Raw genomic sequence first — 18,505 nt, 5'->3', positions numbered from 1 at the left:
GTCGCAGGGGCGGATAATTTGCGGGCAATAACGGCGGGCCTCAATATCCGCCGGACATTGCGCAGGAGCTTGCGATTACATGAAGATAATAATACTGGGATGTAACCAGGTAGCGATTTCACTGGCAGAAAATCTGGCCAGCGAAGCTAACGACATCACCCTGGTCGACCCGGACGTAGATGCCTTGCGCGAACTCAAAGACCGGCTCGATGTGGGCATTGCGCAAGGCTGGCCATCACACCCCGACGTACTGCGCATGGCCGGGGCAGAAGACGCCGACATGATTATTGCCGTCACCGAGAATGACGAAGTCAACATGGTAGCCTGTCAGATCGCGTACTCCATCTTCAAAACCCCGAAAAAAATCTGCCGCCTGCGCTCGGCGTCGTACATGGCGCAGGAGGGCTTGTTCCGACCCGAATCGATTCCGCTTGATGTTGTCATCAGTCCGGAACTGTTAGTGTCCAATTACATCGCCCGCCTGATAGAGCTGCCGGGGTCTTTGCAGGTACTGGACTTCGCCGACGGCAATGCCCAGCTGGTCGCGGTACGTGCCTACTATGGTGGTCCACTGGTGGGCCAGGAGATCCGTTTCCTGCGCGAACACATGCCCAAGGTTGATGCCCGCGTGGCGGCCATCTTCCGTCGCAATCGCGCGATCACCCCGGAAGGGTCGACGGTCATCGAAGCGGACGACGAAGTGTTTTTTATTGCCGCGCCCAAAAATATCCGGGCTGTGATTGGCGAACTGCGTCGGCTCGACAAACCCTACAAACGCATCATCATGGCTGGCGGCGGCAACATCGGCATCCGGCTGGCCGAAGCCTTGGAAAAGCGATATCAGATCAAGGTCATCGAACGTAATTCAGCGCGCTGCGAATACCTGGCGGAATACCTCAACAAGGCCATCGTGCTGAATGGCGAATCCTCGGACAAACAGTTGTTGCTGGAAGAGGGCATTGAAGACACCGACGTATTCCTGGCCCTGACCAATGACGATGAGGCCAACATCATGTCCTCGATGCTGGCCAAACGGCTGGGCGCACGCAAGGTGATGTGCCTGATTAACAACCCGGCCTATGTTGATCTGGTACAGGGCGGTGAGATCGATATTGCGATATCGCCTCAACAGGCATCCATCGGCAGTCTGCTCACGCATGTCCGCAAAGGCGACATTGTTAATGTGCATTCACTTCGTCGCGGAGCCGCAGAAGCTCTGGAGGCAATCGCACACGGCGACAGCCATTCGTCAAAAGTGGTGGGTCGTGCCATCGAGGATATCGATCTGCCAGCGGGCACTACCATTGGCGCAATCGTGCGGGCAGAGGAGGTATTGATCGCGCATGATGACATCGTTATTGAGTCCGGCGATCACGTGATTCTGTTTCTGACCGACAAAAAACGTATCCCGGAAGTCGAGCGGCTGTTTGCTGTCGGCTTCAGCTTCTTCTGATATCGAAAGGCTCCTGGCTTCCATGCATATATCCATTGTTGCGAAAATCGTCGGCGTATTGTTGATGCTGTTCAGCATGCTGGCCAACCTGCCTTCCATTCTGGTGTCGTTTATCTATGGCGATGGCGAAGTGTCCTCGTTCCTGACCTCGCTGATGATTACCTTTGGCGTGGGCTTTGGTCTATGGGTGTTCACCTGGCGTTCCCGACAGGAAATGCGGACCCGGGATGGCTTCCTGGTGGTGACACTGTTCTGGACCGTACTCAGCATATTCGGCGCATTACCCTTCCTGTTCTCGACAAATACACCATTGTCTGTGACCGATGCGGTGTTTGAATCGTTTTCCGGCCTGACCACCACCGGTGCCACCGTCATTACCGGGCTCGACTTCCTGCCCAAATCCATCCTGTTTTACCGTCAACAACTGCAATGGCTGGGCGGCATGGGTATTGTGGCGCTGGCAGTCGCGGTGCTGCCCATGCTGGGCATCGGGGGTATGCAATTGTATCGGGCGGAAAGCCCGGGGCCGGTGAAAAACGACAACCTGGTGCCACGGCTGGCCGAAACCGCAAAAGCACTCTGGTACATTTATATGGGCCTGACTGCTGTGTGTGCGCTGGCATACTGGGCCGCCGGCATGACCCTGTTTGACGCTATATGCCACAGTTTTTCCACCGTCGCTATCGGCGGATTTTCAACGCATGACGCCAGCATGGGTTACTTTAACAGCGACATTATCAATATGATCGCCGTGTTTTTTATGTTCCTCGCCGGGGTCAACTTTGCCCTGCATTTCACCGCCTGGCAGCGCCGCAGCGTTAGCCAGTACCTGCGTGACCCCGAAACCCGGTTTTATGCGTCTATCTTGCTGGCCATCGCCGTATTCACGGTGCTGGTGCTGTATCTGACCGAAACCTACAACGCGCAGAATGCGTTTGTGCACGGCATCTTTCAGACCGTGTCGATTGCCACCACCACTGGTTTCACCACGGCCGATTTTAATTCCTGGCCGCTGGCACTGCCCTATCTGCTGATTTATGCCTCGATTATCGGCGCCTGTGCCGGATCCACGGGCGGTGGTATGAAGGTCATCCGTATTCTGTTGATCTTCAAACAGGGGTTTCGTGAAGTTAAACGCCTGATCCACCCCAATGCCGTCATCACCGTCAAACTGGGCCGCACCATGGTGCCGGACCGTGTCATCGAATCAGTCTGGGGCTTTTTTGCTGTCTACGTACTGGTTTATCTGGTGTTGTTGATTGTGCTGCTGGCGCTGGACCTGGAAGTGGTTACCGCCTTCAGCGCGGTTGGCGCCAGTCTTAACAATCTGGGGCCGGGGCTGGAAGGCGTTGCCAGCAACTATGCCGATATCGGCAACACCGCCAAATGGGTGTTGTGCCTGGCCATGTTGCTGGGCCGACTCGAGATCTTCACGCTGCTGGTGTTGTTCATGCCCATGTTCTGGCGTCGTTAATACTATTGTTTAAACGGCTTTAATTGCCGGTCTCAGTAGAAACGCTCGGATTCATCAGCCGGACGTTTACGGAACCGTTTGTATTCCCATTGGTATTGTTCAGGCGCCAGCCTGACACAGGCTTCCACTGACCGGTTGAGCGCGCTCGCCGCCAGCACGGTGTCGTTATTGGCAATATCCGGGTCAGCTGGCATGCAGATCAGTTCAAAGCCTGCGCCGGCGGGCAGGCGCTTGGCGAAGGTAAACAACACCACGGCATTGGTGCGCGCAGCCAGTTTAGACACCAGTGCCATGGTATAGGCCTGGTGACCAAAGAAGGGGGCAAACACGCCGCCTTCACGAGGCTGCTGATCCGGCAGAATGCCTGTCGACGCACCTTGTTGCAGTGCCCGGGTCAGCTTCACCACACCGGCGCGATCCGTTGCCACCAGTTCAGCGCCAGCGCGGGCGCGGGAACCGGCAATCAGGTCGTTAAGCCCGGGAATTTTGGGCGGTTTGTACAGCGTCGTCAGCGGTGCCAGTGTCGACACATACAGGCCCATCAGCTCCCAACTACCCAAATGTGGCGAACAATAGATGATACTGCGCCCGCTCGCCAGGGCCTGGTCTATGTGCTCCTTGCCCTGAATGCCCTTGATCAGGCTCATCACGCTGTCGACACTGCCATACCACATATGACCCAGCTCGAATCCGGCCTTGATGGTTTCCTGCACACTGCGTCGTGCCAGTCGGCGCCGTTCGTTGTCGCTGAGCTCGGGCATGGCACGTTGCAGATTGATCAGCGTTACCCGACGCGTTTCGGTCGGCAACGCATACACCAACGCACCGATCATGGCGGCCAGTCTGTGCAGCAGTGGCAGCGGAATCCATGACAGCACTCGCAACAGAGTTTTCACCACGATTGATTTGACGGTATCGATGGGCAATGCCTCGCGAACGGGTAGTTTGAATGAAGGCTGCCATTTTAGCGCAGTAGATATTAACTGCCTAATCCCGCATAATTGCGGCTTTTCAACCGATTGAATTTGGGGTGTGTTTTGTCCGCGCAGAGTCCGGCTATCGCCGATGTAAAAACTTTTCAGGGCCTGATCCTGGCGCTTCAGGAGTTCTGGGCCAGACAGGGCTGTGTAGTATTACAGCCACTGGATCTGGAAGTTGGCGCCGGCACTTTCCACCCGGCGACTTTTTTGCGCTCGATTGGACCGGAAAGCTGGCGCACGGCCTATGTGCAGCCCAGCCGCCGACCTACCGATGGCCGTTACGGCGAAAACCCGAACCGTCTGCAGCACTATTATCAGTTTCAGGTTATTCTTAAGCCATCCCCGCCGGATATCCAGGATCTGTACATCGCGTCGCTGAAGCATCTGGGTATTGACCCGACCGTGCACGATATCCGCTTCGTTGAAGACAACTGGGAATCTCCCACGCTGGGCGCCTGGGGCCTGGGTTGGGAAGTCTGGCTGAATGGCATGGAAGTGACTCAGTTCACCTATTTTCAGCAGGTCGGCGGTATCGAGTGTTTCCCGGTCAGTGGCGAAATCACCTACGGCCTTGAGCGCATTGCCATGTATCTGCAGGGTGTCGACAGTCTGTACGACCTGGTATGGACGGACGGCCCTGATGGCGTCGTGACCTACGGCGATGTGTTCCATCAGAACGAAGTGGAAATGTCCGCCTACAATTTTGAACATGCCAATGTTGATGCGCTGTTCAGCAGTTTTGACGAATGTGAGTCTCAGTGCTCAACTCTGATTGAAAAAGGTCTGGCCCTGCCCGCGTACGAACAGGTGCTGAAGGCGTCGCATTATTTCAATTTGCTGGATGCCCGTCAGGCCATCTCGGTAACCGAGCGCCAGCGTTTCATTTTGCGTGTGCGCACATTGTCACGCCAGGTTGCCGAAGCCTACTACGAAAGCCGACGTAAACTCGGTTTTCCGCTGGCACCGGCGGCATTGCGCGAAGCAGCTTTGAAAGGCTGAGTCACCCCTCATTCAATTTACCGACAGCGTTGCCAACTGACACCATGAGCCATACAGAAAAAGATTTTTTAGTAGAAATTGGTTGTGCGGAACTCCCGCCCAAAGCCCTGCGCGGATTATCCGACGCCTTTATTGCCGGTTTGCAGGCCGGGCTGGACAGTGCCGGCCTGAATTATAGCGCCATCAAGGCATTCACCAGTCCGCGTCGACTGGCCGCCAGGGTCGAACGTCTTTCCGTCAAACAGGCTGACACCAAAGTGGAACGTCTCGGGCCAGCCGTCAAGGCGGCCTACGATAAAGACGGCAATGCCACACCGGCCGCGTCTGGTTTCGCGCGTTCATGCGGTGTTGATATCAGCGCACTGGAAACCGTTGAAAAAGACGGTGTTGAAAAGCTGGTGTTCCGGGCCGACAAAGCCGGCGAAGAAACAACGGCATTGTTGCCTGGTATCGTGGCCACGTCACTGGCGAAACTGCCAATCCCGCGAAAGATGCGCTGGGGCAGCACACGCGATGAATTCGTTCGTCCGGTTTACTGGTTGGTGATGCTGTTCGGTGACGATGTTATTGATACAGAATTGTTCGGTATAAAAAGTGGCCGGATTACCCATGGCCATCGCTTCCATTGCGGCACTGATATTTCACTGGCATCACCGGCTGAATACGAGTCGAAACTATTGAAGCCGGGTTATGTGATCGCCGACTACGAAGCCCGAAAAAACAAAGTCCGCGAACAGGTTCAGGCACAGGGTACCGCGCTTAATGCCGAAGTTCGCATCGACGAAGATCTGCTGGAAGAAGTTACCAGCATGGTGGAATGGCCGGTTGCATTGACCGGGCGCTTTGATGATCACTTTCTGTCAGTGCCACCCGAAGCATTGATTTCATCAATGAAGAATCACCAGAAAACCTTCTACGTGCTGGACAAGGACGGCAACATGCTGCCGAACTTTGTTGCTGTCGCCAATCTGGAGAGCAGGGATCCGGCGCAGGTCATTGCCGGTAATGAACGCGTTATTCGCCCCAGACTGGCTGATGCCGCTTTCTTTTTTGAAAGCGATCGCAAGCAGACACTGGCGTCGCGCCTGCAGCAGTTGAGTACGATTGTGTTTCAGCAACAGTTGGGCACCGTAGAACAGAAGTCGCGACGGGTCGCGGCACTGGCCGCCAACATTGCCACTGCGCTGTCGATCGATCCGGCGCATTGCGAACGTGCAGCCTTGCTGGGCAAGTGTGATCTGGTCAGCCACATGGTCGCCGAATTCCCGGAACTGCAGGGCATCATGGGGCAGTATTACGCGCGCTATGACAATGAGTCAGGCGAGGTGGCCAATGCCATCAATGAACAGTACCAGCCACGTTTTTCCGGCGACGCCGTGCCAGCAAGTGAAACCGGAGCCGTTCTCGCTGTCGCTGAGAAACTGGATACCATTTGTGGTCTGTTTGCCATCGGGCAGCCACCTACCGGCTCCAAAGATCCGTTTGCACTGCGACGTGCAGCGCTGGGTGTGTTGCGCATTCTGGTGGAAAAATCACTGGATCTGGATCTGCACAACGCCATCATTCAGGCGCTGACGGCATACACCGAACAGGGCCTGAGCGTACCGGACGACACTGCCACTCAGGTGTTTGAATTTATGCTCGAGCGCTTCCGTGCCTGGTATACCGGTGACGGCGTCTCGCCCGCCGTGTTCCAGTCGGTTATGGAATTAAAACCCGCCAAACCGCTGGATTTTGCCTTGCGGGTCTCAGCGGTTCAGCAATTCAGTACACTGCCGGAAAGCGCCGCTTTGGCCGCAGCCAACAAACGTGTTTCCAATATTTTGCAAAAACAACCGGACGCTGCGGCAGTCTCGGTAGACAGGTCTCTTCTCAGCGAACCCGCGGAAATTGCATTGGCTGAACGCCTGGCTGTGATGGCGCAGACAGTTGCGCCGATGTTCAAACAGCGAGACTACAATCAGGGACTGGAAGCACTGGCCGGGATGCGCGCAACGGTGGATGCGTTTTTCGACGATGTACTGGTGATGGCAGATGACGAAGCAGTGCGGAACAATCGCCTGGCGTTGCTGCGGGAACTGCGCACACTGTTCCTGCACGTCGCTGACATTTCCTGCTTACACACGACGTAAACAGCATGACAAAGCTGGTTATTCTGGATCGCGATGGCGTCATCAACGAAGACTCGGATGCCTTCATCAAATCAGTCGACGAATGCATCCCGGTGCCGGGTAGCATCGATGCGATTGCGCGGCTCAGCAAAGCCGGCTACCAGGTCGTAGTGGCGACCAATCAGTCTGGCATCGCGCGCGGACTGTTCGACGAATTTGTACTGGCCCGTATACATCAAAGCATCAATGATCAGGTTGAAGCAGCCGGCGGCATCATTACCGGTTTCTTTTATTGCCCGCATGGCCCCGACGATGGCTGCCGTTGCCGAAAACCGTTGCCAGGCCTTGTTGAAGAAATTGTGCAACAGCTTACCGTCACGGTAAGTAACGCACCTTTTCTGGGAGACAGCCTGCGGGACCTGCAAGCGGCACAAAGTGCCGGGTGTGAACCGGTACTGGTGCTTTCCGGAAAAGGGCAGGCCACGCTGGACGCCGGCCTGCCTGCCGATCTCGCCAACATCCGGATATACCCGGATCTGGCAGCTTTCAGTGACAGCCAATTGGGTGTTGACCAATCATGATTGCCAAAATTCGCGCTATACTTTTTTTCCTCGGTTACGCCGGCCTGACCTTTATTATTTCGGTTTCGATCGTGCTGGTATTCTGGATACTGACGCCGCGGCGCCGGTATTATCTTTATGCACTATGGTGCCGGCTGGTGATCGGCTGGTTACGTATCACCAGCAACGTGCGCTACGAAATCGAGGGTGCTAACAATCTGACGGATCAACCCGTGGTGGTGTTCAGCAATCATCAGAGCACCTGGGAAACCATCTTTCTGTATCAGTTGTTCAGTCCCGCCTGCCCGATTCTGAAAAAGGAGTTACTGGATATTCCGTTCTGGGGATGGGCACTGCGGCTGCAACGCCCGATTGCCATTGATCGCAGCAAACCCCGCGAGGCGGGCAAATCGCTGTTGATACAGGGTCGCGAACGCATCAACGAAGGTGTCTCCATTCTGGTGTTCCCCGAAGGCACCCGGGCAGCGCCTGGCAAACTCGGCAAATTCTCCCGCGGCGGCGCGCAGCTGGCTGTCGCCACGGAAACGCCGATTATCCCTGTGTTGCACAATGCCGGCAGCCATTGGCCTGCGGGGACTACCCGCAAGAACCCCGGCACCATCAAACTGATTATAGGCCAGCCTATCAATGTGACCGGAAAGACTTCCAAAGAGGTGAATCAGGAGTTTCTCGACTGGGTCGATTCCCGTCGTCTTGAACTCGGCCTTGAGTACGCCGACGGTCCGGCAGCAACCGCCTAAAGTCGGTTCGCACAGTCGGCAACACCGGGTGTGCGCAGATCTGTGACAACTCCAGCCATGACGTGTCTATATCTGGATACCAGACCTGGCATAAAAAAAAGGGCTCCGAAGAGCCCCTTTTTTATCGATCAGCGACGAACTTAGAAGTCGTAGACCAGACGTGCGTAGATTGAACGACCCATCGGGTCCTGCAACTCACCCAGTACACCCGCCAGTTGCGGCGTACGCTGCGCTTCACGGTCAAACACGTTGCGCGAACCGATACTCAACGCCATTTCGCCATCAAACAGCTCTAGGCCACGGTAAGTGTAGGCGATATCCATGTCGGTCCAGGCCTTGATGCCTGTGTCGACGATATTAGCCGGACGGTAAGTGCCACTGAAAAAGTCTATGTGGCTGAATGTCGGGCCGTCATAGATCATATCATCAACATAGTGCACGATTGATACCACGGAGTGGCTGCCCCTCGACCATCCCAACGTCAGATTGGCTTTCCATTCCGGCAGCGCCGGTGCGGCACCGGTGGCGTCGTTCTGCATGCCAACGCCATCGACGATATCCTCGTCAGCATTGGCCTGGAACAGGAACTCATCCAGGTAGGTTGCCTGCAAACCAATGCGGAAATCACCCCAGTCATTAAAACCGAAGCGGTAGTTCGCCACGATGTCGTAGGCTGTCACCTTCACGCGTTCCGCGTTAACACTACCAGTGTTGTCTACACGCAGAATCGACTGGATGTTGTTCGGATCGCGAATGATGGACGGATCGGAAGCGCCGCTGTTAACCCAGCTTGTCAGCTGTGCAGCCGAAGGTCTGTTGCCAACCGTACCGTCGCCAGCAAAACCAGTCGCGGCCTTGAAATCCTGGAAGTCGGCGTTGACGATTTGCTGGCCGCTGGTGCCAACAATACGATTCGCGAAATCGGTTTCATTCCAGGTGACATGGAAATCGAAGTTATCAAATTCCAGATCGATGCCCAACTGCTTCGATTCTGCCGATTCGTTTTCCAGCGTCGGATTACCGCCGCCACAGGCAACCGTAAAGCCCGAGTGAGGACCAAACGGGTCGGTGATTTCATCCAGACCACATGTCACTGGATTCAGCAATTGCTCCAGGGATGGCGCGATAAACGCTTCGCCACGGGTGGCACGCAGAGTCAGCCAGTCGGTGGCTTGCCACGTCGCACCAATTTTCGGATCGGTGGATTCCTGGCCGGTGCTGAATTCCTCACGGCGCACTGCGGCCTCAATCTCGAGGGAGGGCAGTAGCGGGATCGCCAACTCCAAAAAGTACGCATCCACATCACGGCTACCGCTGGTCACCGCTTCAGTGGACGCAGTACCAATAAAGGTATCGCCACGGATCTCCTGGAGAGAAGGCGTGTTGCGATAGCTGCTGGCGCGGTTCTGGTAACCAACGGCGGCGCCGATTACGCCACCAGGCAGTTCAAAACCGCCGGGAATGGGGAGTTCACCGTTAAGCACGATGTCGACCGTAGCCAGCGTGTCACGGGTATACTCATAACTTCGACCTGCAACCGCGTTCATCACGTGGACCGTGTTGTTGGTTGACTGGTCCACTACAAAGAATGGGTTGTAGCAGGCTTCTCGGTCGTTGACCACGTCACAGTTCAGGCCTTGTTTCATGGCTTCAATGTCGTAGTTCTGGTTCGACATGAACTTCAGGTTGGCCTCGCCGTAGGTGTATGCGGCCATACCTTCCCAGCCTTCGATAAACGGCACAGCGAAGTCAGCCTGGAATGAATAACGGCTGACACGGTCGGTGTAACTACCCAGGTTATCCATATCGGTAGTGTGGCCGTCCGATGGAGTATGGGTTTTGTTGATTGGACGCAAGCTACGCGCCTGGACATCTTCATACAGTGGAATCAGTCCGGGGCCCCCAGTCGTGCCTGCCACGAGGGCGTCCATGCGACCGTCGTTATTAACGTCCACGGTACCGCGATCCGGCACACCGTCACCATTGGCATCAAAGCCGAACAACGGCTGGTTGCTGGCATTGACAGCGCGGAAAGGGTTGCCTGGCATTTCGCCGCGTACAGTCGGAAGTTCGGGGACGCGGGAGTCACCGGGATTGGACGTCGACGTATAGGTCATCGAGTGGTACTTGGTGCGATAACCCTGCAGGGACAGCGTCAGGTCGTCGGCGACGTCCCAGGTTACGTTACTGAAATACTGCGTGATGTCCTGTGGTTCACGGAAGCTTCGGGTATCACCGAAGTCGAAGTAACAGTTGGCACCCAGTGCAGCCCCGAATGGGTTGTTGTTAGCACCTTCCACGTAATCCGTGCGCTCTGTGCGCGATCCACAGTTCGGGTCGATGGCAGAAGAGCGGTCGCCGGTATACTGGCCGCTGGCGTCACGGTCGGGAACATACCAGTTACCCGGTGCGTTGCCCGAAAGCACGAGACCGGAATTGGTCAGCTTGTTGCGCTCGTCCCAGGCAAGACGGCTGTTGGTACGGAACTGGCCGGCCAGAACAACATCGAGAGGACCGATCTGTTCGCCCCACAGTGCCTGAACCGAATGTTCTTCGTAATCGCCACGTGAATCCCGCTCGGTGAATGTGTCGAGCTTGAATCCGTCATAGGACTTGTACGGTATAAAGTTGACAACGCCGGCCACGGCTTCGTTACCGTAAAGTGCCGCGGCACCGTCAGCGACGATGTCCAGACGCTGGATGGCGATGGTGGGGATCATGTTGTTCAGGTTTTCATCAACCACGCGCTTGCCGTCGAGCAGCGTTAGCGTCGAGCTTGCACCCAGGCCTCGCAGGTCAACGGAGTTGCTGAGGGAGCTTGTGCCCTGAATGGTATTGGTCGTTGCGGAAGCCGAACCATTAACAAAGCTGAGGTTTTGAATCACCTCACCCATGTTCAGTGTCCCGGTGTCGATCAGGTCTTCGGCGGATACCTGAGTTACTGAAGATGCCTGGCTGAAACCCTCGCTTCGGCGGATAAAGGAGCCGGTAACCACGACCTCTTCGATTTCCTGCTCCTGGGCGAATGAAGGCGTCGCCAGTGGGGTCAGGGACAGTGAAATCGCTGCACAAAGCAGTCTGCGTTTGTGCGGTATTCTTCGTTGTCGAGCGTCATTCGGGGTTTTTGGATTCATAAGTCTCTCCGTTTTTTTATTTTTTACCTTTATGAACTTTCTTATCTGTGACAAAACAATGAGTTAGGGTTAACTCTCTGGCCAACTCGGATTGATTGATGACGAAAGAGCAGGCCGTCCTGAAGGACTGTTGTACCGCCCCGTCAAATATGTTGCAAATTGTCACAACTTCAAAACTACAGAACTTTCATTCAAACCGCAAGGCCACATTTAAACTTCTTTCACACCCAGATGCCTGTAAAGACGCGCGTCTGCGGTGAACGACCGATCGCTATAATGTCTTGCCGCCATGACTTTTGTGTTAAAAATCAGGCGATGTTTCCGGAAAATACGGCGCATCTTGGCCATAGCGCGGAGAGTGAAGAAATGGAAAGACCCGTAACGTCGTTTTTACGCACGTGCGATTTCAATTGCGGGCGGCACGCCCGCGCTGGCCTCAACCCGGAGGAGCTGGTTGTTATAGAGGATCTGACACTGCGACTGGCCCCAAACGCTCGCAGCGTGCCTGAGAGCCGCAGTTTTTGGTCATAGAGCGCAGCGAAAGTGCCAGCGACTACCGTGCCGGTCCGCGAGCGGCCAGTACATTGAAACTGATACTTACCCGGTCCTGGTCACTCTGGTTGACTTCGACACCATGTTCCAGCCAGCCTGGAAACACATACATCCTTCCTTCCTCGGGCCGCATGGACATTTCGTCGGTGGTGAACTGGGTTGGTTTATCAGCCGGGTAGCTCAACATTCTGGAGGCGACCCGGGGATCCCGGAAGAAAATACTGCCACACTCAGGTGCCTTGAGGCTGATGTAATAAACGCCGCTAAAATGACAGTTGGCATGATAGTGAATCTTGTTGGATGCGCCCGGCGGACTGATGTTGATCCAGGCTTGATGCTGATAGATTACATCTCGGGAAAAGTTCTGCGAGTCTCCGATGCTTTGACAGACCTGCAGAATTCTGCGGTTAATGACTTCGAATTCAGTCAGGGTCTGGAGAATACCGGGGCTTTGCCAGCCCTTCACATTGGTGTTCGCTACGCCTGCCGGGTTGCTTGCCTGCATTGCTCTGGCCTGTTCAAGTAGCTTGATGTTCAAGCTTTCGCGGTCGTCGAACAGGGTGCTCCAGACAACGCTGGGGAATATCGATTGTGGAATGATCTCCAATGTTTTCTCCCGTTTATGCTTTTTTCCGTCAGTATAAACCATGACGGCGACCGCTGCAGGTGGCATTGCGCCTGGCCATACTGCGCGCATAAAAAAGGGGTGTTGCAAAGCAACCCCCCTTTTTTAACGTTTTTTGCCTGTGCGTATCAAAAATCGTAACGCAGGCCAATCGTGTATTTGCGTCCAGAGAAGCTGGTGTCCTCAACAAATCCAGGATAACCCTGGTAAGACACCTGCGGCTCATCCGTGAGATTGGTGGCAGTAATAAAACCGCGCATCCGATCACTGAAGCTGTAGTGCACTTCAGCATCAATGCGGTCTTCGGCGGCATAAAACTCATCACTTTCAATGGTGCTGCCCAGGCCCTCAATGTAGTCATCCCGATAGGTATAGTCGACGCGCGCATCAAGGTTCCGCCATGTGTAATTTAACGTGGCGGTATACAGTAGCTCGGAAAAACCCTCCAGTGGCAGGTCGCGACCGTCTGTCCTGTTAGGGTACTCGGCATCGCTCTCGGTCAGCGTTGTACTCAACGCAACGCTCAACCCGTCGAGTGCACCGGGCAGGAAATAGAGATCCTGTCGGGCGATCAATTCCAGGCCGTAGTTGGTGGCATTGGCGCCATTCACCGGACGCTCGTATTCAAAGTCTCCACCTTCGGCAGGCACCGGAATTCCGTTCGCGTCCAGTTCGTCAAAGTTGTAGGTCTGCGTGTAGCTAAAGTCAGTGATGTCCTTGTAGAAAACCCCAACGGAATACAGACCACCGCGCTCAGTGTAGTACTCCAGCTGAGCGTCGAAGTTGTCGGCGATCGCCGGCACCAGATTGGCATTGCCGTCTTCGATATTGCCTTCATCATCGACCCATCGACCTCGCGACAGTTCACTCAATCGCGGACGCCCGTAGCTGCGATTGTAGCTTTCACGCAGAATCAGGTTATCTCTCAGTTCATGCCGGAAATGAATGCCTGGCAACAGGAATGAATGCGAATCGCCTCTACGCACTGGCGTAACCGTGCCCACTTCATTGAGAAAACTCACTGTCTTGTTGAGGTTGGACCACTCGTAACGTTCCAGCCGGACACCGGCAATGATGGTATGCATACCGGTTTCATAGGTACCCATGACATAGCCCGCCGAGATGGTTTCTTCGGCGTCGTAGTCTTCCACATTGCTGTCTTCCAGTGATCCGTCTTCGACGAATTCGAACAACTCAGGGTTGCTTCTGAGCATGTCCAGTGCAACCTGTGGCTGAGCATCGAAGTATTTCTGTTTCAGGAAAATAACATCGTCTGTTGGCACCAGGACATCCGCGAACGGAAAGCTGTCATCCATTTCATACACATCAACCGTAATGTCACGCATCTGGTTGCTGACGCGGTATTTGGCACCCGTCTTGAGCGTAAAAGTGTCATTGCCGCGGGTAAAAGCTCGCTGCCAGTCAATACGCGAACTGAACACTTCATCCTCTTTGTTGCCGAAGATCTTCTCCAACTCACCTTCAGACATCAGACTCAGGTCTGTCGGATCTTGACCGTTAAGTCCATTGACACGGACATCACCGGCATTCACATCAACTACTTCGTACTCGAAAATGAACCATGGGTCATCTGGCTCCATCAGCATGTTCAGCTCACTGTCGTCAGTGATAGTGCTCTTGTTGCGGGAATACGACAGGTCATAGCTCAGGCTATCGGAATCGTATTCATGGCGACCACCCACTGAGAATGAGTACAGGTTGTTTTTACTGTCCTCCAGTGTGCCAATCCAGCCGCGCGACGCTTCACTGTCTTCGGTGCCGCGGCCATAAGTCGGTGTCAATTCGGCGTAGGTTTTGCGTCCGCCTGCCTCATTCTGGAAGCGTGTATCTATATCTATGTCGGTCTCGTACTTAACGCCGCGTTGTTCATACTCACTGATCAGAGGACGGAAATAGAATGAGTTATTATCACCGACTCTGAAATCGATGGAACCACTCAGGGTATTGGTGACGGTGGTACGGGTATCGTATTCAAAGTGAGTCGATTCCATAAACCAGACCGGCTGGCCGTTGGCAGCAAGCTCAAGCTCGGGATTCGTCTCCGGCGTTACCTGAACCCAGTCCATGTCAGAGTTTCTGGAATAACGGTCGCTGTCGTAGCGACTCAGGGAAAAACTGATACCCAGATTTTTTTCACCGCCATTGACGCTATAGATGTCAGAGTATGAGAAGTTCGCCGAGCTACCCCAGTTATTGGGCTCCTCGTTTAGCACGCCGGCAACATCAAGGCTCATTTCCCGACCCTGGCGCTGGAAAGCACTGCGGGAGACCATGTTGACAATTCCACCGACTGCATCGCCATCGCGGTCGGGTGTTGGCGCCTTGATCACTTCAATTTTGGTAACGCCATCGGCAGCCAATTGACGCGGGTTAAAACTGTTGCTGGATCCAGAGGAGGGCACACGGTTGCCATCAATCTGAACTGAATTGAACTCACCGGCGATACCACGAATATTGATGTCGCCATGGCCGCCGTCCTGCCCCTGATTGACACTGATGCCTGGCAGTCGCTGCATGGCCTGGCCGATGTTTCCGTCGAGCATGGCGCCAAATGATTCTTCCGAAATCACGTTGACGATGCCGGCCGCCGTTCTTTGTTCGTTGATCGCCCGGTCTGTGCCGGTCCGGCTTGCGCTCACTGTAATGGTTTCGACACCGTCAAGGCGAGACAGATCGATGTTGTAGGCAGTGGACTGGTCCCCGGAGACTGACACCTCCATCCGTGTTGGTGCCAGACCAACGTAAGTTACCTCAAGTGTGTAATCACCGGGAGGCAGATCGGGAATTGAGTAACGACCGCTGGCATCAGTATAGTCACGGTAGCTCGTGCCGGGAATGGTGACAATCGCGCCTTCCAGTGAACGTCCGCTGCCTGATTCAGCAACCCGGCCAGTCAGCAGCCCATCATTGAACTGAGCGCTTACACTCGTCGAAAACAGCGCAACGGCTATGGCGGCGGACAACAAACCGCGTTTTTTTAAACCTCGATTTGTGTCAATTGCCGAATTATTATTAGAACGGGGGAGTGCCTGAAACCAATTGCGTTGCGCCATGTATACCTCTGAAATGCCTGTTGGAGAAATAACTGGAAGGCATTAATCGAGATGTGGTCAGGGCCATGCCAATATTTTGTGTATTGACTGATCGACTGATTCAAACTGCTGCCTACCAAAATGTCATTCGCTTATAGCGGCTTCAAGGGTAGAGCGTTAGCATGTCAGTGGCGTGACGAATTTGTGAGGGTTTTGTGACCTGGATGTCACGAGTTGGATTTTATTGCAGACTCTTGATGATGGCTTTTCGGTTCTAAGCTTCTGTTTTTTATATCTAAAAAAACGCCATCAGTCACTCGAACCGATGGCGTCTTTTGCAATGGCTATATTGAAGTTGTGAGGCCGTCAGATATCCAGATTCTGCACAGCCAGGGCGTTGGATTCGATAAATTCCCGACGTGGATCGACCTGGTCACCCATCAGCGTAGTGAACAGTTGATCTGCGCTGATGGCGTCCTCGATGGTCACCTGCAACATACGTCTTGCTTCGGGATCCATGGTAGTTTCCCACAGCTGTGCCGGGTTCATTTCGCCCAGGCCCTTATAGCGTTGCAGGTAATGACCTTTCATGGCGTCGTCGGTCAGCCATTGCAATGCGTCTGCGAATGTCTTGATTTCCTGCTTTTTCTCTCCGCGCTGGACAAACGCACCAGGCTCAATCAATCCTTCAAGCATCACCCCGAGTCGCGTCAGGGAACGATATTCACCGGACGCAAAGAAGTCTTTTGAGAATCGGTATTCGCGGGTCAGGCCATGCAGGCTGTGTACGATCTCTGGCAGAAAGATATGGCGCTCGGGGTCCTCATACGGATGCATGGTGTAACCCTGGGCTGTTTTGGGATGCAGGTCATGCAATTCCTTGCTCAGTTTTTCCAGCCAACTGTTGATCCCTGCTTCCGTGTACTCAGCTTCCGTCAACGGTGGTGTGAATACAATTGCTTCCATCACTTCTGATGGGTACAGCCGTTCCAGACGTTCAATCATGCTGTAGGTCGTGTTGTACTGTCGCACCATTTCTTCCAGAGCATCGCCTGAAATTGCGGGTGCTTCCGGATTAACATGCAGACTCGCACCATCAAGCGCGATCTGGGTCTGGTATTTACGAAGCTCACCCTCGTCTTTAAGGTATTGCTCCTGCTTGCCTTTGCGTACCTTGTACAAGGGCGGTTGTGCGATATAAATATAACCACGCTCGACCAGCTCATGCATTTGGCGGAAGAAGAAGGTCAGCAATAGGGTACGAATGTGTGAACCGTCGACATCGGCGTCGGTCATGATGATGATGCGATGATAACGTAGCTTATCGGGGGAAAACTCTTCCTTGCCAATGCCGCAGCCCAGAGCCTTGATCAGCGTACCGATCTCGGCAGAACTCAGCATTTTGTCAAAACGTGCTTTTTCCACGTTCAGAATCTTGCCTTTCAGTGGCAGAATGGCCTGGTTTTTGCGGTTACGCCCCTGTTTTGCAGAACCACCCGCAGAGTCACCCTCCACAATGTATATTTCGGAAAGAGCGGGGTCTTTTTCCTGACAATCCGCGAGCTTACCTGGCAGGCCCGCCAGATCCAGCGCACCTTTGCGCCGTGTCATTTCTCTTGCTTTACGCGCAGCTTCACGCGCTCGCGCAGCATCAATCATTTTGCTGACAATCTGTTTGGCTTCCTGTGGGTTCTCCAGCAGGAAGTCAGTAAAGTGACCGACCATTTCCTGTTCAACAGCGGTCTTAACTTCGGAAGAAACCAACTTGTCTTTGGTCTGTGACGAGAACTTGGGATCCGGCACTTTGACCGAAATGACGGCTGTCAGGCCTTCGCGGGCATCATCACCCGTGGTCATCACTTCTTTGCCTTTCTTGGCAGCAACTTCTTTATCTATATAGGTTTTCAACACGCGCGTTAAGGCACTGCGAAACCCGGCCATGTGAGCACCGCCGTCGCGCTGTGGGATATTATTGGTATAAGGAAATATGTTTTCCTGATAGCTGTCATTCCATTGCAGCGCTATTTCAACACCAATTCCATCGTCCGGGCGATCCACCTGGAAATGGAAAATCTTGTTAATGGATGTTTTGTTCTTGTTCAGGTATTCGACAAACGCACGCAGGCCGCCGTCGTATTTGTAGGTGTCTGTCTTGCCACTCCGCTCATCCTTAAGCACGATGGAAACACCGGCATTTAGAAACGCCAGTTCCCGCAGCTTCTTGGCCAGAATGTCGTAGTGAAACTCTATATTTTTGAAGGTAGCGCTGGATGGCTTAAAGAATGTTTCTGTGCCCGAAATATTGGTATCACCCACAACCGACAATGGCGCCTGCGGCACACCGTGGGCATAGAATTGTTCGTGCACTTTGCCACCACGGCGGATGGTCAGTTTAAGCTCTTCAGACAGGGCATTTACAACTGAGACGCCGACACCGTGCAAACCGCCAGAAACTTTGTAGCTGTTATCATCAAATTTTCCACCAGCATGCAACACTGTCATGATCACTTCAGCGGCAGAAACACCTTCACTGTGCATTTCGGTTGGAATCCCACGGCCGTTGTCGGACACCGAAATACCTTCTCCGGGGTGAACCACAACACGAATCTCGTCGCAGTGACCGGCCAGGGCCTCATCGATAGAGTTATCAACCAGCTCGAAAACCATGTGGTGCAGACCGGTGCCGTCTTCGGTATCACCAATATACATACCTGGCCGTTTACGCACGGCATCAAGGCCTTTGAGTACCTTAATACTGGACGAATCGTAGGTTGATTCATTAGACATGCTATTCTCCGCTTGT

11 protein-coding genes are annotated in these 18,505 nt (G+C 54.1%); 6 read left to right on the top strand and 5 right to left on the bottom strand.

All coding sequences use genetic code 11. The features are described from left to right. Positions 1-79: 79 nt before the first annotated feature. Together trkA and PHACT_RS09200 are read left to right on the top strand one after the other, a co-directional pair. Complete coding sequence (trkA, locus tag PHACT_RS09205) at positions 80-1,453, top strand: Trk system potassium transporter TrkA (protein WP_070117174.1); 1,374 nt, start codon at positions 80-82, stop codon at positions 1,451-1,453. A gap of 22 nt (positions 1,454-1,475) precedes the next feature. After that, positions 1,476-2,927 carry a TrkH family potassium uptake protein gene (locus PHACT_RS09200; RefSeq protein WP_070117173.1) on the top strand — a complete coding sequence of 484 codons (1,452 nt, stop codon included), beginning with the start codon at positions 1,476-1,478 and terminating at the stop codon, positions 2,925-2,927. Between the two features lie 32 nt (positions 2,928-2,959). On the opposite strand, the gene PHACT_RS09195 is transcribed toward PHACT_RS09200, so the two are convergent. Next, complete coding sequence (locus tag PHACT_RS09195; RefSeq protein ID WP_211284387.1) at positions 2,960-3,823, bottom strand: lysophospholipid acyltransferase family protein; 864 nt, start codon at positions 3,821-3,823, stop codon at positions 2,960-2,962. A 141-nt stretch (positions 3,824-3,964) separates the two neighbouring features. On the opposite strand from PHACT_RS09195, the gene glyQ reads away from it, so the two are divergent. From glyQ to PHACT_RS09175, 4 genes are read left to right on the top strand one after another with little or no spacing between them, the layout of a single operon-like run. Next, positions 3,965-4,906, top strand: a complete 942-nt coding sequence (glyQ, locus tag PHACT_RS09190; RefSeq protein ID WP_083264472.1) for a glycine--tRNA ligase subunit alpha — start codon at positions 3,965-3,967, stop codon at positions 4,904-4,906. A 44-nt stretch (positions 4,907-4,950) separates the two neighbouring features. Beyond that, positions 4,951-7,038: a glycine--tRNA ligase subunit beta gene (gene glyS / locus PHACT_RS09185; RefSeq protein WP_070117169.1), complete on the top strand. Its 2,088-nt coding sequence runs from the start codon at positions 4,951-4,953 to the stop codon at positions 7,036-7,038. Between the two features lie 5 nt (positions 7,039-7,043). Then, the gene (gene gmhB / locus PHACT_RS09180) at positions 7,044-7,598 is read left to right on the top strand and encodes a D-glycero-beta-D-manno-heptose 1,7-bisphosphate 7-phosphatase (protein ID WP_070117167.1); all 555 of its coding nucleotides are present in this window, start codon (positions 7,044-7,046) and stop codon (positions 7,596-7,598) included. Continuing rightward, entirely contained in the window at positions 7,595-8,338 is a 744-nt protein-coding gene (locus PHACT_RS09175) for a lysophospholipid acyltransferase family protein (RefSeq protein WP_070117165.1), read from the top strand. Before gmhB ends, PHACT_RS09175 begins: the two co-directional genes overlap by 4 nt. A 140-nt stretch (positions 8,339-8,478) precedes the next feature. Here PHACT_RS09175 and PHACT_RS09170 read toward each other — a convergent pair whose 3' ends face one another. From PHACT_RS09170 to gyrB, 4 genes are all read right to left on the bottom strand, one after another. Further along, complete coding sequence (locus tag PHACT_RS09170) at positions 8,479-11,472, bottom strand: TonB-dependent receptor plug domain-containing protein (RefSeq protein ID WP_070117163.1); 2,994 nt, start codon at positions 11,470-11,472, stop codon at positions 8,479-8,481. Between the two features lie 553 nt (positions 11,473-12,025). Then, positions 12,026-12,631 (bottom strand): TIGR02466 family protein, encoded by a 606-nt coding sequence (locus tag PHACT_RS09165; RefSeq protein WP_169819431.1) that lies wholly within the window; start codon positions 12,629-12,631, stop codon positions 12,026-12,028. 146 nt (positions 12,632-12,777) lie between these two features. Beyond that, a complete protein-coding gene (locus tag PHACT_RS09160; RefSeq protein ID WP_169819430.1) occupies positions 12,778-15,633 on the bottom strand; it encodes a TonB-dependent receptor in 2,856 nt (951 codons plus the stop codon). Positions 15,634-16,068: 435 nt separating this feature from the next. Beyond that, positions 16,069-18,489, bottom strand: a complete 2,421-nt coding sequence (gene gyrB / locus PHACT_RS09155; protein WP_070117159.1) for a DNA topoisomerase (ATP-hydrolyzing) subunit B — start codon at positions 18,487-18,489, stop codon at positions 16,069-16,071. Positions 18,490-18,505: the final 16 nt, after the last annotated feature.

This window comes from Pseudohongiella acticola, assembly GCF_001758195.1.
In the GTDB taxonomy this organism is placed as follows: domain Bacteria; phylum Pseudomonadota; class Gammaproteobacteria; order Pseudomonadales; family Pseudohongiellaceae; genus Pseudohongiella; species Pseudohongiella acticola.
This window is presented reverse-complemented; position numbering and strand designations above follow the sequence as displayed.